11 protein-coding genes are annotated in these 14,502 nt (G+C 49.6%); 9 read left to right on the forward strand and 2 right to left on the reverse strand.

Annotated features, from left to right (window positions below):
- The first annotated feature begins 193 nt into the window (after positions 1 to 193).
- The 6 genes from ACFQ2I_RS09465 to mnmH all read left to right on the forward strand — a co-directional run bounded on the left by ACFQ2I_RS09465 (position 194) and on the right by mnmH (position 9,030).
- Positions 194 to 1,708, forward strand: coding sequence for a response regulator (locus tag ACFQ2I_RS09465; RefSeq protein WP_377563801.1), 1,515 nt, complete (start codon positions 194 to 196; stop codon positions 1,706 to 1,708).
- 26 nt (positions 1,709 to 1,734) lie between these two features.
- Positions 1,735 to 2,097 carry a response regulator gene (locus ACFQ2I_RS09470; protein WP_377563803.1) on the forward strand — a complete coding sequence of 121 codons (363 nt, stop codon included), beginning with the start codon at positions 1,735 to 1,737 and terminating at the stop codon, positions 2,095 to 2,097.
- The gene (locus tag ACFQ2I_RS09475; protein WP_377563805.1) at positions 2,094 to 4,976 is read left to right on the forward strand and encodes a hybrid sensor histidine kinase/response regulator; all 2,883 of its coding nucleotides are present in this window, start codon (positions 2,094 to 2,096) and stop codon (positions 4,974 to 4,976) included. Before ACFQ2I_RS09470 ends, ACFQ2I_RS09475 begins: the two co-directional genes overlap by 4 nt.
- A gap of 574 nt (positions 4,977 to 5,550) precedes the next feature.
- On the forward strand, positions 5,551 to 6,855 hold the full coding sequence (gene proS / locus ACFQ2I_RS09480; protein WP_377563807.1) for a proline--tRNA ligase: 1,305 nt from the start codon (positions 5,551 to 5,553) through the stop codon (positions 6,853 to 6,855).
- A 45-nt stretch (positions 6,856 to 6,900) separates the two neighbouring features.
- Positions 6,901 to 7,950 carry a selenide, water dikinase SelD gene (gene selD, locus ACFQ2I_RS09485; protein ID WP_377563809.1) on the forward strand — a complete coding sequence of 350 codons (1,050 nt, stop codon included), beginning with the start codon at positions 6,901 to 6,903 and terminating at the stop codon, positions 7,948 to 7,950.
- A gap of 36 nt (positions 7,951 to 7,986) precedes the next feature.
- Positions 7,987 to 9,030 (forward strand): tRNA 2-selenouridine(34) synthase MnmH, encoded by a 1,044-nt coding sequence (gene mnmH / locus ACFQ2I_RS09490; protein WP_377563812.1) that lies wholly within the window; start codon positions 7,987 to 7,989, stop codon positions 9,028 to 9,030.
- Between the two features lie 102 nt (positions 9,031 to 9,132).
- Here mnmH and ACFQ2I_RS09495 read toward each other — a convergent pair whose 3' ends face one another.
- Entirely contained in the window at positions 9,133 to 9,831 is a 699-nt protein-coding gene (locus ACFQ2I_RS09495) for an oxidoreductase (RefSeq protein ID WP_377563814.1), read from the reverse strand.
- A 251-nt stretch (positions 9,832 to 10,082) separates the two neighbouring features.
- Entirely contained in the window at positions 10,083 to 10,919 is an 837-nt protein-coding gene (locus ACFQ2I_RS09500; protein ID WP_377563816.1) for a chemotaxis protein, read from the reverse strand.
- A gap of 262 nt (positions 10,920 to 11,181) precedes the next feature.
- Here ACFQ2I_RS09500 and ACFQ2I_RS09505 point away from each other — a divergent pair, with 262 nt between their 5' ends.
- From ACFQ2I_RS09505 to ACFQ2I_RS09515, 3 genes are all read left to right on the forward strand, one after another.
- A complete protein-coding gene (locus tag ACFQ2I_RS09505; RefSeq protein ID WP_377563818.1) occupies positions 11,182 to 12,612 on the forward strand; it encodes a hypothetical protein in 1,431 nt (476 codons plus the stop codon).
- Positions 12,613 to 12,706: 94 nt separating this feature from the next.
- The gene (locus tag ACFQ2I_RS09510) at positions 12,707 to 13,396 is read left to right on the forward strand and encodes a response regulator transcription factor (protein ID WP_377563819.1); all 690 of its coding nucleotides are present in this window, start codon (positions 12,707 to 12,709) and stop codon (positions 13,394 to 13,396) included.
- A complete protein-coding gene (locus tag ACFQ2I_RS09515; protein ID WP_377563820.1) occupies positions 13,396 to 14,484 on the forward strand; it encodes a sensor histidine kinase in 1,089 nt (362 codons plus the stop codon). The genes ACFQ2I_RS09510 and ACFQ2I_RS09515 overlap by 1 nt, the downstream gene beginning before the upstream one ends.
- Positions 14,485 to 14,502: the final 18 nt, after the last annotated feature.

A 14,502-nucleotide genomic window follows, 5' to 3' on the forward strand; every position in this document is an offset into this window, starting at 1 on the left:
TCGGTCGTGAATGGTGATATACAATAGGAACTAATGCATTTTTTGTCGACGCTCCTCGATAATTGTCGGGCGTTGCTAGGAGGAGACCCCACTGAAGAAATATAAAGACCTATTCTTTCATAATATACGTAATCAGCTTGATATCTGGTTTAATGGGCTTACTGAAATCTCGCATGAAGAGGTCGCATTTTTCTTGCATTCCTTGAAGGGAACTTCCGGTACAATCGGCTTGCACGAGCTTCATGCTAAAGTAACCGCGTTGCACGATGCGTTTCTTGCTATGGGGCGAAAGCAATGGTCATCGAAGCAATTAAAGCTATTTTTGGCTGAATTAATATCGGATATCAATCAGCCTTCGGAGATCACTCCCGATGCGCAATATACGACCGTAGCCATTGACTATAGAATCGATAAGCCGCTAGCACTTATTCTGGACGACGACGTCGCTCTATTAACCTATTTGAAAGACGAGCTGGAGGCGGCGGGGTGGTCGGTAGTGGCAACAGCTTCTCCATATAAGGCTATTGAGTATTTCCACGCCATGGCGCCTGACAGTCTCATTCTGGATCTGCACTTCTCGGACTCCGACGGCTTCCAAGTAATCGAGACGTTAAGTGAGAAGCTGAAACGACAATATGTTCCGACGATGATGATCAGCCACGATACTTCCAGGCAAGCGAAGTTGAAGGCGTATCGTATGGGTATTGACGACATGATGGTGAAGCCGATTGATATGGAAGAGATGCTCGCAAGACTTGATCGGCAGTTACGAAATAAGCGGCGACTGGAGCAACTGTTGTTCATTGATGAATTGACCGGAGCGTATAACCGGAAATATATGCATGATCTGTTCAACAAGCTGTTCACTGAAATGAAACGTAGCGGAGAAGTATTCTCTCTGGCTGTGCTTGATCTGGACCACTTCAAGTCGGTGAACGATACATACGGACATTTGATCGGAGACGAAGTGCTAAGAGGCTTCGTGGCGTTCCTGAAGGCCAATCTTAGAAGCACGGACAGCATCATCAGGTACGGAGGGGAAGAATTCGTCATCGTTATGCCGCGATTGGAAGTCGGGTATGCAAAGCAATTGCTTACGGAATTGATTGAAGGCTTCTCCCAAATGAGCTTCCATTCTGGAGATGCGGTCTTCCACTGCAGCTTCTCGGGCGGCGTTACGCTTGTAGATGAACCGACAAGCAGCTCGCATGTCTGGATCGAAGCAGCGGATACTGCTTTGTATCAGGCTAAGACAGCAGGTAGAAGACAAATTGTAGCTACAACCGACAGCAACCATTTCGAGCCAATGAAACGCAAACTTCATATTGCCATTGTCGACGACGATCCTATGATTCGAAAGCTGTTGACGGATGAGCTTGAAGAGGATATTCACGATCGATTGGAAATGGTTCTGCATGCGTTCAGCAGCGGAGAACAGTTTTTCCAAGAGATGGACTTGAACGATTCAGCGCCTTATCTCATTATTCTGGACGTAATGATGCCTCAGATGGACGGCTTCTCTGTATTGCGACGAATTAGAGATATGCCGAATGAGGAGAAATTCACCGTTGTTATGCTGACAGGACGGAAATCAGAGCAGGATACCGTTCAGGCGCTGCAATTGGGTGCAGACGATTACGTAACGAAGCCGTTCAACATCGAAGAACTCAAGGCAAGATTGAAGAGATTGGTGAACAGAGTGTATTAACAGACGGATATAGGAGGGACGGAGCAATGAGCAGAATATTGGTAGCCGAAGACGAGGCAGTGCTGCGCATGCTGATTATGGATTCGTTAGAAGACGAAGGTTATGAAATCGATAGCGCCGTAGACGGCAAGGAAGCGTTCGATATGATACAAGCCGGACAATACGATCTTCTCATCATAGATCATATGATGCCACGGATGACGGGCTTGGAACTCATTAATGCCATTAAGGATCTGCCCGGTCGGGAGCAGCTGCATATTATGATGCTGTCGGCCAAAAGCCAGGTTACGGACCGGGAAAAAGCGATAGAAGCGGGAGCTGATATGTTCCTGTCGAAGCCGTTCAGTCCGATTGAACTTGTGCGCATCGTGGGCGAGATACTGCAATGAATAAACTAATGGGTTATCTGCAAAAAAGTATTACACGCCGATTCGTTGCCATGATGCTGCTTGGGCTGTTGCTCATTCTCGCGGGGGCGGGGACGGTATTATGGCGCGCGTATGATACGCTGACATCCTATCAGGACACTCAGCAGGAACTGAACGAGAAAGAAACAATCATCTCCGACATCGCTGAGCATACTTCACAGGTGTTCTTCCGGGCAAGAGGCTATTATGCCTTCTTGAACCAGATGGAATACGAAAAAGTGTACGAGGAATACGAATTGTTGAAGGACGATTTGGAATCGTTCAGGAATATGCCGCACAATGAAACGGAAAACAAGCTGATTGAAGATATCGACAAGTTCATGGACGACTTCATCCAGGATGTATTCCCGAAAGCATCGAGCTTCGTCCAGAATGATCGTTATGCCGAGCTTCGCGCATTATCGTCCAGTGGCATTAATGATGCGGTCAATGCGCTTGTCCGATATGCGGATCAATTCGCTCAGGATAACGAAGCTTATCTGAACCGAAAAAATGAAGCGATGGTTGACGATATATTCAAGGAAGGACTAATCTTCGCTGCATATGTGTTCGGCATATTGCTTCTCTCGATATGGATAGCGACCCGGACGGCGATGGATATCGGGAAGCCGCTAGGGGAATTAACGAAGGAAGCCGAGAACTTCGCATTGGGCAAGCCGGTTCATCTGGTCTATTTGGATCGAGTGGATGAGATCGGGAAGTTGACCCAGACACTGGATCTCATGATGGTGCAGATTACCGCGAAGGAATCGGAGCTATTGGCTCAAAACGAAGAGTTAATTGCACAGCAGGATGAATTGCAGATGCAGCAAGAAACGCTTCAGGAAGCCCTGGGAAAGATGGCGGCGAACGAAGTGTATTTGGAGAAGCGCAATCAGCTTATTCAATCCTTGTCTAATACGAGGGATATAAAAACTTTGCTTGAGAGTGCTATCCGCCATACTGTGGAGATGTCGGATATGGACAAAGGTATGATTCTGCTCATGAATGAGGAATGCGAGCATGCGTCGTTCGGTGTATCCATTAAAGGGATAAATCAATTCCTGGAATCAATGCACGGCGGACTCATCTTACGAATACAGGAGACGAAAGAGCCTTATATTGTAAAGAGAGAGGCGGCTACGGAGGAGAAGGGGTTCAGTACAGACCAGTTGTATACCTATGATGTATACGTGCCAATCCTTAACGCTTCTAATAAGGTGACGGCTTGTCTAGTCTTGTCCAGAATTGGACGACAAGTGTCTCCGCAGGAGCTGGCGGAGCTGAAAGGGATGGCCACACAGTTGTCTCTGTCACTCGACAGACTTATTATGTTCGAAGAGAAAGAGCGTCAGCGGCAGATGACGCGGGATATGCTGAATACGATACACGAAGGCGTACAGCTGCTTGATCTTGAAGGTCGAACGCTGCAGGTCAACACGATGATGTTAGACATGATGGGCGATGCAAGCTACGAGGAATTGACCGGATTGTCGCTAGATCAGTTTGTCGCCAGGTTGAAAGGAAAGGTGGAAGCGGGGGAGCAGTTGGAACGATTCGTCCGCAATACCGTTAACAGTGCCGTAATGGATTCCAATAGTTTTATATACAGCATGACTGAGCCGTACACCAGGCATATTCTTGTCTACTGTGAGCCACTATTCCGCCATCAGGCGCGAATCGGTACGCTGCTTGTCTATCGGGATATTACGAGAGAGCGAGAGGTTGATCAGATCAAGTCGGAATTCGTCAGTACCGTAAGCCATGAATTACGAACACCGCTTGCCAGCGTGCTGGGCTTCACCGAACTGCTGATCAGCAAGGAGCTGAAGCCGGAGCGGCAACGAAAATATTTGTCGACGATCCATCAGGAAGCAAAACGGTTGACGACGTTGATCAACGATTTCCTGGATCTGCAGAGAATGGAGTCCGGCAAGCAATCCTATCACTTCGTAACAATCGATGCTGTAAGCCTGCTGCAAGAAACGCTGGATGTGTGTCGGACAGAGTGTAATCAGCATGAAATTGTCGTGAACGGGAGCGAGGAGCGATTATCCATAATCGGCGATCATGACAAGCTGAAGCAAGTGCTCATCAACCTACTTAGCAATGCAGTGAAGTATTCGCCGTCCGGCGGAAAAATTGAGATTACCCTTAAAAGGGAGCAGCAGTCGCTGCTTCTGTCCATCGCAGATGAAGGTCTCGGTATTCCAGAGGATGCATTGTCAAAGCTGTTCACCAAATTCTACCGAGTGGATAATTCCGATCGCAGAGAAATTGGCGGGACCGGTCTTGGCCTTGCGATCGTGAAAGAAATCATCACTGTTCATAACGGTGAAGTGTTCGCAAATTCGACTTATGGACAAGGCAGCACGTTCACGATTCAACTCCCATTGTCCGAAGCGCCAATTCCTGACATGAGGGAGCATGAGCGTTCCGGTGTCCATGACTTTCATCAAGGGATCAAGATGAGCGGCAACATATACATTATCGAAGATGACACGAATATATCCGCGTTAATGAGAGATGAGCTGCAGGAGAGAGGATTCAACGTGTATCTATACAGCAATAGCGATGAAGCGATGCGTGCTATGCGGGCATTCCGTCCGGACCTGGTTATCGTAGATCTTATTCTTAACAATGGCGATGATGGCTGGGGTGTCATTAGCAGCATGCGTGAGGAGCATGCATTACATGACGTTCCGATTGTTATATCTAGCGCATACGAGGAGACGAAGCGGGCTTCAGAGCTTGGTGTGAATGGTTATCTGATCAAGCCATTCCATCCCAATACGTTGTCCAGAATGGTGATGGATGTGTTGACTGCGGGGTCGGGCAATGAAGATGACACAATAGAATAGTATATCGCGCATTCTGTGCATAGGATGAATCAAGAGGACAATACTCTTCAACCTATCCTATCCGGAATGGAGTGATCGAAGCGTGGCCAAGGCAAAGAGAGGAAGGGCGCTGTGGAGGCTGCCCGCAAGAGGCAGAGGTACATGTCCGATTTGTCAGGCGACAAGGATCAAGCTGCTGTACCCGCTCGTCAAGTCGGACGGAACGAAGCTGACCGTCTGCAAAAGATGTTCGAAGAAAGCAGTGTAACAGTGTAGCCATACGTTGACAAAGGACGAATAATCGTGTACATTAGTTCAAAATTCCACAAATAATGGCTTGGACCAAGGAATGAAATGGGCGCTAACCGATATCAGAGAGGAAATCCACGGCTGAAAGGTTTCCTGGCGTTGCCCTATTTCTCCCGCCTTGCGAGCTGCAGCGGGGTTACAACCGCTGACGGAACTGACCGTTATAACAAGGAAGGATCTCAGCATATTCGCTATGCCGCGTTCAAATTAGGGTGGTACCACGACACATTCGTCCCTGCAGACGAGTGTGTTTTTTGTTGTATGCGAAAAAAAGGAGGGAAAGAAAATGGCAATACAAAACGCTTGGTTATTGCGAACGTTAAGGGATGTGCCCGCAGATGCGGAAACAGCAGGTCACCAGCTCATGCTGAGAGCTGGCTTAATCCGGCAGACCGCAGCCGGAATGTACGCGTATATGCCGCTTGGTCTACGTGTGCTGCGCAAGCTGGAAGCGATTGTGAGGGAAGAGATGGAACGGGCGGGTGCTCAAGAGCTGCTTCTGCCGGCTTTGCAGCCAGCAGAGCTGTGGCGGCAGTCGGGACGGTACGACGTATACGGTCCTGAGCTGATGACGATGACGGATCGCCATAACCGTTCCTTCGTATTGGGGCCAACTCATGAGGAGGCGATCACCTCTGTTATGAATGGTGTAATCAACTCTTATCGCCAGTTGCCCCTCACTTTCTTTCAGATTCAGGTCAAATTCAGGGATGAGATGCGGCCACGCTCTGGCCTGTTGCGAGGAAGAGAATTTCTCATGAAGGATGCTTATTCCTTTCACAGTGACTGGGACGGACTCAAGCGTACCTATGCCGTGATGTACAAGGCATATTGCCGGATTTTCAATCGTTGCGGGCTGAACTATCGGGCAGTAATGGCGGATGCCGGTGCGATGGGAGGGGACGGCGACAACCATGAATTTATTGCCCTGGCCGATATAGGGGAGGATACAATCGCGGTATGTAACAGCTGCCAGTTCGCCGCCAATGTGGAGAAGCTTCAGGAGAGCCTGGATGAAGGAACCGCTGATCAGTCTGAGACTTGTCCTTCTTGCGAACAGGGAAAGCTGGAATATTGCAAGGGGATTGAAGTGGGGCATACGTTCCAACTGGGCGACAAATATTCTCACAGCTTGGGAGCCACGGTTCCCGGTGCACATGGCCGCGAGAGTGAGCTGATTATGGGCTGCTACGGCATCGGCCTCTCCCGCCTTCTGGCCACAATCGTCGAGCAGCATCACGATCAACGGGGGATTATCTGGCCGTCAGCCGTGGCGCCTTATCAAGTCCATATGACGATAATCGCAGTGAAGAACGAAGTGCAGATGAAGTTGGCGCATCAGCTCTATGATCGGCTTGCGGAAGTGGGAATAGAGACGCTGCTGGATGACCGGGATGAGCGGGCGGGAGTGAAGCTGCACGATGCCGAATTAATCGGTATTCCGATTCGTATCGTGGTAGGCAAGAACGCGGATGAACACCGTGTAGAGTATTCGGAGCGCAGCAGCGAGACGAAGGAAGTTGTTCATGTTGAGAAAGCATTGGAACTTCTGCTGCAACGGATACAGTTGCATAGGACTCATGAAATCTAGTACGATTCAATATAGGAATACGATGAGAAGAAAGGAAGAACGACGATGAATGAGCAAGAAGGAATTAAGCTAACGAGTTTATCCAGCAAAGGCGGCTGCGGGTGTAAAATCGGTCCAGCCGATCTGAAAGGCGTGTTGAGCCATCTCGCTGCAAAAGGCGAGAATCCGAATCTGCTGGTCGGCATTGATACAAGCGACGATGCTGGCGTATATCGAATTAATGAAGAGACGGCATTGGTACAGACGGTCGACTTCTTTACGCCGATCGTGGACGATCCCTATTCCTTCGGCCAAATAGCGGCTGCCAATGCAATCAGCGATGTGTATGCGATGGGCGGGAAGCCGCTCACGGTGCTGAATATTGTGGCATTCCCCATCTCCACATTGGATAAATCGATTTTGGCCGACATTCTTCGTGGCGCTGCTGATAAAGTAAGCGAAGCCGGAGCGACGCTTGTCGGCGGTCACTCCATTGACGACAAGGAACCGAAATTCGGACTGGCCGTAACGGGGTTAGTACATCCAGACCGCGTCAGGACGAATGCAGGAGCGAGACCGGGAGACAAGCTGATTCTGACGAAGCCGATTGGCGTCGGCGTGCTGACGACCTCCATCAAGAAGGATCAGCTCAGCAGCGAGGAGATCAAGCGGGTGGTCACTGTCATGGCCACACTCAATAAGACGGCGGCGGAAGTGATGGAGAAGTATGAAGTGCACGGTTGTACGGATGTGACGGGCTTCGGCTTAATGGGACATGCGCTGGAGATGGCGAAGGGCAGCGGTGTCGGCATCACGATCGCAGGCACTTCCGTACCGATGCTGCCGCGTGTGAGAGAACTGGCCGAGCAAGGCTTTGTGCCCGGAGGAACTAAGAATAACTTCCTTCATGTCAAGGATTCCGTTGTCTTCCCGGAGAATATGGATCAGATCGATCAGTGGCTGCTCTGCGATGCGGTTACTTCAGGCGGATTGTTGATCGCCGTTCATCCCGATCAGGCCAAGGCACTGCATCAGGAGTTGGTACAATCGGGCGTCGAGGCCAGCATCATAGGGGAAGTGACCGATCAGCAAGCAGGAAAGATTGTAATCGTATAAAGCATACCACTTTCAAGTGAGAGGATTGTACGCAAGATGCTGCAAAATTTGACGATAGATGAGTGGAGAGAACTGCAAGGCAGAAAGCAAGTGACGATGATCGATGTTCGATCACCGTCCGAATTCAGTAACGCCACCATTCCGGGCGCCATTAACATTCCCCTATTCGACGATCGGGAGCGTGCGGAAATTGGAACGATATATAAGCAGGTGAGCATTCAGGCTGCGAAAGAGAGAGGACTGGAAATCGTCTCGGCCAAGCTGCCATCCTTCGTGAAGCAGTTCCAAGAGCTGTCCGATCCAAAGGCTGTATTCTGCTGGCGCGGCGGGATGAGAAGCAAAACCTCAGCCACATTGTTGTCGCTGATGGATGTCCACGCCTACCGACTTCAGGGAGGATACCGTGCATATCGCCAATGGGTTATTGAGGAATTGCAGAATGCCGATATTCAGGCGGAAGTAATCGTCGTGAATGGTCTGACCGGAACCGGAAAGACTGCCCTATTGCGTAAGCTAAAGCAGGAGGGCTATCCTGTGCTTGACCTGGAAGGTATGGCTGGCCATCGCGGTTCCATCTTCGGTGGCATCGGCCTTGCGTCGAACAATCAGAAAACATTCGATGCGTGTCTGGTTGAGGAGCTGAAGACTCTCCAGCATTCACCGTATATTCTAATAGAAGCCGAGAACAGAAGAATCGGAAAAGTAGCACTGCCCGATGTGCTGATGAGGAAGAGGGAGACGGGGCGACAGATCATTATCGAGCTACCGCTTCAAGAGCGGGTTCGACAAATTATGGAGGATTATCGCCCGCAGGAGTATGCGACTGAATGCTTGGAAGCGTTCAGACGAATCCGTTCCAGAATCCATACGCCGATCGCGTCGGAAATCGAGCAGTTGCTGCAGTCAGAGCAGTATGAAGCTGGCATTGAGCTGTTGCTCGTTCACTATTATGATCCTCGTTATACACATTCTACGAATCAATACGGGAACGAATTGCTGTACACCGTAGATGTGGATACGTTGGAAGATGCCTTCTTGGAGGTCAAGAGCAAAATAGATGATTTGCACAAAGGAATGTGAGCAGATGATTGCAAGGTGCGAAACGAGACAAATGGATGACATTTATGTCATGATAAATGATGCCGCAGCAGCGTACGACGGCATCATTCCAGCCGATATGTATCAAGATCCGTTTATGCCGTTGAAAGAACTGGAGCAGGAGTGAGCAAAACTCATGATTTGCTCATACTCATATACATGATTGCCCTGAGGAGCATATTGACCGATTCCGATCATGGCGAGTGCGACGTCCTGGGCTTGAATCGGTGTATATTTGCTCCACTTGCCTCTGGTGAATAGCTTCAGTAGGGGACTGAGGACGATAGCGACCTTTTCGGCTGGTCGCTGTTCCTGCCGGGCACCCAGCAATTGCGAGGGATGAAGGAAATGAACCGACGGCAGCCCGACCCGAAGGATTGCAGCTTCGACCTCTCCTTTCACCCGAGTGTAGAAAAAAGCGGACTGGGCATTCGCGCCGATGGACGTTACCATGATCAGTTTATTCGCGCCTTTGCTATGCGCCAGCTTGGCGATCTGGAGCGGGTACTCGTAATCCACCTTGCGAAATGCCGCTTGTGAACCTGCTTTCTTGATCGTTGTGCCCAAGCAACAGTACATATCGTCGACTTCAAAATACTCGCGGTATTGATCAAGCTGATCAAAATCGACTACGACTTGGCGCAGCTTGGGGTGCTGAAGCTCCAATGGCTTCCTGATCAGTATCGTCACTTGTTCGTAGTCACCCATGTCCAACAAGTGATGCAACAAGTGTCCTCCGACTAATCCGGTCGCTCCCGCAAGCAAAGCGGTTTTCATGTTCATGCCGTTACTTCCTCCTATATGCTTCCGTTTAATTTATTGAACACTTCATTCAACTCCGTTCCTCTCATCCTACCACAATTGGCAATTCATCATAACTGAACTGGCGAACATATGTGTAATTTGGATTTTGCGATGAGGTGAAACGGGGCGGGGCAGGAGCGTTCAATCATCCATGCAACTGTTAACGCATCAGTCGTTTGAAAAACGGACGTGTGTTATGGTTTGGTTCCGTAACGGAAAACGGATGGCGTCTACGACATGCTCTTCCACGTGTCAACCATCATCTTTGCAATAGCGTCGGCTATCGGTTTGCTCTTATAGTATCCGTTATGACAGAAGGGATTCCAGCTAGTCAGCCAATTGCCGACGGATACCTGAACATCCTTCTTTACAGCGCGGGCATACATAGGGTCGATGTCTCTTAACGGATAAGCAAGTATATCGTCCTTGTCGTAATAGTTGATCCAGCCGCCCTGTACTCCGGGGTGATGGTGATGGAGCAGAGGGGAAGGGACAACGATCGGCTGATTGAAATCCCGGTAGCGCAAGCTCCATAAGGGCAGCGTCGTGCCGAAGCTAAGGAATCGCGTCAGTGTCTCTCCTCGTTCCAGTGCTGATTCGCGATCGATTATCACTGCATCTCTTCTCGTTGTCCGCTGCAGATCGTAGAAGTAATTGCTGGCGATAACCGCCCCCAGGCTGTGAGCGATAACATACAGGGGCGTCGTCGTACCTGCTCGTTGCGATAACCGATTCAGCGCCTCGCCGATCGTCCGGTGGACCGCCTCATAGTTTTGTTCCTTCGTATCAACAGGCTGATAAGCAACGGCATCGGCCAAGTAGTGGATAACGAAGCGGCGAAGATCCCTGTAGCGCAGTTTATTGCCCGTGACAAGCCGCTCATAGAGACGCTGCTCGCGTTCCTCGAATATATCCGCCCAATAGACGGGCTCAATGACTAGATCGGACGGCTTCCGCCCGGAAGCCTTCCTGTACTTCTCTTGCAGCAAAGCCACGAACGATGAAGCATAATCCTCCTTCTGTCTGCCTAAACCATGAAGTATGACGATCCCTATCTTCCGGTTCATGATCACACCGTCCCTTCAAGCGATTTCCAGTACCTTCATTTAATGTATTGAAGCAGAAGTGAGCTTGCTTAGACATGATATACAGATATATATATGCAACTTTTTTCATGTATTTGTGGTCAAATGTTGTAAGGAATGTGCACGATTAAAGCAGGCGGTCACACTATGAATCAAGGTTGTAAGGGAGCTGGAAATAATGAATCGAGAATGCAATGTTAATGACATCCTGATGCTCATGATCGTCCTACTAGGAGCTTGCTCCATGACTACCAGCGGTTCTTCCGACATGGATCATCCTGAAGAAAAGGTTCAAACTGTAGTTGGATCCGAATCCGTAGAGGACTCCTCTTTAGCTAAGGGGAACGAAGAAACAGCGGGGAACGGAAACTGGTCGTTTGCAAGTGAAGAGCATCTCCAAATGCATTGGCCTTATATGGCAATACCGCTGCTAGTTAATGAACCGCAAGATCGGGATTATGCAGCAGCACTGGAAGCAGTGGTAGACGATGCGGCTGCGCCGATGTCGAAGGAAGAAATCGAGAAGATCAAAGCTGATCCAAACGCCAGTATGGTGGACAATGTACTGCCGGATGGACGCTATCTGCAAGACAATTGGGTAGAGCTGCAAAATGAAATGGTGGAGGCTTCTATCGCAATCCGAACGACGGAAGGAACGTCAATCGGCAATTCCCTGCCAGGTCGCCGGTTCGAAAGAACAATTGCGATGGGGAACAGAGACGCGCTCATCAAGCTGCAAGAGGTGGAGGTTGAAGGGAGATTAATCATTGCTCCTCAAAATCCGAATCAATTCCCTGGCGAATTCATCATTTCCCCTGACGGGATGCAATCCTATTTGGCTGTGGACAATGCGCTATATGCCATTCATTCCGACGATAAACAGCTTAGGCGACTATCATCCGATACTTATAATGGAAAAACATACGAGCAATTGAATGAGCTGGCCTTGAAGCAATCTCCTCATAGCGGCTTAGTCTGGAATGCCGGGGTGATATGGAACCGGGATTACACTAAGCTGATTTATCATTCGAACAAGCATAATCCTAACGACACCACTGGAATGGCGCTGTTCGCGTACGATATCAAATCGGGCGCGGAAGAGCTGATCACGTATACGCCAGGGGCAGATTACATGATCAATGGGTGGACGGCAGCGGGCAGTATGATCTGTACGAAAGTGATGCACGGTTCCCACCTAACTACGGTAGTGGTGACGATGGATGGAGAAGAGTTCGAAGTGAAGCTGGAAGGCGATGCCAAGCAATTGTATGATGCCCGTGACGGAGTCATCGCTTATGCAACGCATGAGGGCAAAGGGGTCACGTTCCATATTGCCAAGTTAAGCGAAAGTGGCCATATGCAAAAGATAACGTCTATAACATTGGAAGGCGGTTATAGACAGCAAGGTTCGGAAGGGTTCAGCCAAGGTCTTAAGTATTTTTCCATTCTGTATGCTCCGGACGACAAGAGCTTCAAGCGTGAAGTGAAGGTAGTCGATCTGGACACGAATGAGATAATCGACATTCATACCTTCCCGGAAAACGTCCATTCTTCAGCAAATATAATATCTGTATCATGGCTGCGTAATGATGCGTTGTTGATCATTCTGAGTGAGGACGATGCTAGCGGCGCTAAGCAGCTAAGCTCGTGGATTTATCGTTTAAGCAAAGATTGACGTCCTCCTCGACTGCTGTTTTCGATAGAATCAAGATCCTTGACCCCAATACACCTGGGGGGTATGATGAAGGTGTCAAGGAAGGGTGAAGCCGATGAGCAAGCTATTGGTAGTAGAAGACGAAGACAAGATTAGAGAAGTTATCTGCGCCTATTTGAACAAAGCGGGTTATACGACCGATGAAGCCGGTGACGCCGCTGCAGCCATGCATAAGCTGACATCGGAATCCTATGATTTGATCCTGCTGGACTTGATGCTACCTGATGAGCCCGGCGAGAGCTTGTGCGGACGAATCAGGGCCCTATATCCCGCCCCTGTCATCATGTTGACCGCGAAGGCTTCGATCGACAGTCGGATACGAGGGCTGTCAGCAGGTGCGGACGATTATATCGTAAAGCCGTTCGATCCGCATGAGCTGCTTGCCAGAGTACGATCGGTGCTGCGCAGAACGGATGCGAGCGAGCTTCTCGCTGATCGGTTGTCCTACGATTATGGGAGATTAACGATCGACAGCCGATCCAAGAAAGTAAATGTGCATGGGCAAGAGATAGGATTGACGCCGTATGAATACAAGCTTCTTGTCGTCATGGCGCGCAATCCCGGCCGTTCCTTTTCGCGGGAGGAGCTGATCGATTTGGTCATGGGGCTGGACTTTGAAGGCGATCTGCGAACGATCGACCAGCATGTGAAGAATCTGCGTCACAAGATTGAAGAAGATCCCAGAAATCCGAAGCTCATTATGACCGTATTCGGCACAGGCTACCGATTCCGGAGCAGAAGCTGATGAACAGATCGTTAACTTTTCGAATCAGCGCTCTGTTAATTGCTTTTATTGGCGCGGTGCTTGTTATAGCATCAATTGCTATCATTCAATTGACGCACTATCACTTTCAAATGTATAGGCGCGAAACCGGCGGTCATCATGCCTCAGAGCTATTATATGCTCACTTAGAGCAAGCCATCATGCAATCCATCGGTTTGACGATTGGCGGAGCGTTGCTCGTATCTATTATTCTAAGCATCTATATCGCAAGGAAAATATCCAGTCCGCTTGTCCGCATGAAGAATATAGCGCTTGTGATGGCTCGCGGCAAGCATCATGTGCGAATGCCTCTGAAAGGCACGCCCAAGGATGAAATTGACGAGCTGGCGGCATCCATCAATCATCTTGCTGAGCAGCTTCAGCAGCAGGAGCGGCTTAGAGTGAGCATGTCGGAGAATATCGCTCATGAGCTTCGCACACCGTTAACGACGCTGAACAGTCAGCTGGCGGCGATTCAGGACGGCATCTGGGAACCAACAGCCGAGCGACTTGCTTCCAGCAGAGAAGAGATTGATCGACTGATCGGATTGGTGCAGCAGCTGGAAGAGCTGCATCGCCATTCATTCAGCGAGACCGTGCTGATGCGGAAAGAGTTATCATTGCCCGAATCCATAGGCCCAATCGTTCATTTCCTGCAACCCTCATTCGAAGAAAAGGGGATCACGCTGGAGGAGGGGGATATACCGGCCATTGCGATAGTCGCCGATGATAATCGGCTAGCGCAAGTATGGACGAACTTGCTTCATAATGCGTTGAAATTTACGCCCGCAGGCGGCAATGTGACAATTAAAGGAAGTATGCAAGGCGAATATGTACAGATTACGGTCTCTGACAACGGAATTGGCATTCCAAGTGAAGAGTTGCCGCACATCTTCGAGCGATTCTATCGTGTGGACAAATCACGAAACAGGAAGAAGGGGGGAGACGGACTAGGTCTGGCTATCACGAAATCCATTGTAGAGAGTCATGGCGGTCAAGTGTGGGCGGAGGGCGGGGAAGTTACTCAATTCCATGTGCTGCTGCCTGTTAAAGAGAGAAGGCGCTCCTGAGCAGGGGCGCCTCTTCTT

This window comes from Paenibacillus chungangensis (assembly GCF_042675905.1).
Taxonomy (GTDB): domain Bacteria; phylum Bacillota; class Bacilli; order Paenibacillales; family Paenibacillaceae; genus Pristimantibacillus; species Pristimantibacillus chungangensis.

Excerpts from the sequence above, each read along its gene's own strand:
- ACFQ2I_RS09470 (WP_377563803.1), top strand. The coding sequence starts at position 1,735 with ATGAGCAGAATATTGGTAGCCGAAGACGAGGCAGTGCTGCGCATGCTG.
- ACFQ2I_RS09475 (WP_377563805.1), top strand. The coding sequence starts at position 2,094 with ATGAATAAACTAATGGGTTATCTGCAAAAAAGTATTACACGCCGATTC.
- proS (WP_377563807.1), top strand. The coding sequence starts at position 5,551 with ATGGCAATACAAAACGCTTGGTTATTGCGAACGTTAAGGGATGTGCCC.
- selD (WP_377563809.1), top strand. The coding sequence starts at position 6,901 with ATGAATGAGCAAGAAGGAATTAAGCTAACGAGTTTATCCAGCAAAGGC.
- mnmH (WP_377563812.1), top strand. The coding sequence starts at position 7,987 with ATGCTGCAAAATTTGACGATAGATGAGTGGAGAGAACTGCAAGGCAGA.
- ACFQ2I_RS09495 (WP_377563814.1), bottom strand. The coding sequence starts at position 9,831 with ATGAACATGAAAACCGCTTTGCTTGCGGGAGCGACCGGATTAGTCGGA.
- ACFQ2I_RS09500 (WP_377563816.1), bottom strand. The coding sequence starts at position 10,919 with ATGAACCGGAAGATAGGGATCGTCATACTTCATGGTTTAGGCAGACAG.
- ACFQ2I_RS09505 (WP_377563818.1), top strand. The coding sequence starts at position 11,182 with ATGACTACCAGCGGTTCTTCCGACATGGATCATCCTGAAGAAAAGGTT.
- ACFQ2I_RS09510 (WP_377563819.1), top strand. The coding sequence starts at position 12,707 with ATGAGCAAGCTATTGGTAGTAGAAGACGAAGACAAGATTAGAGAAGTT.
- ACFQ2I_RS09515 (WP_377563820.1), top strand. The coding sequence starts at position 13,396 with ATGAACAGATCGTTAACTTTTCGAATCAGCGCTCTGTTAATTGCTTTT.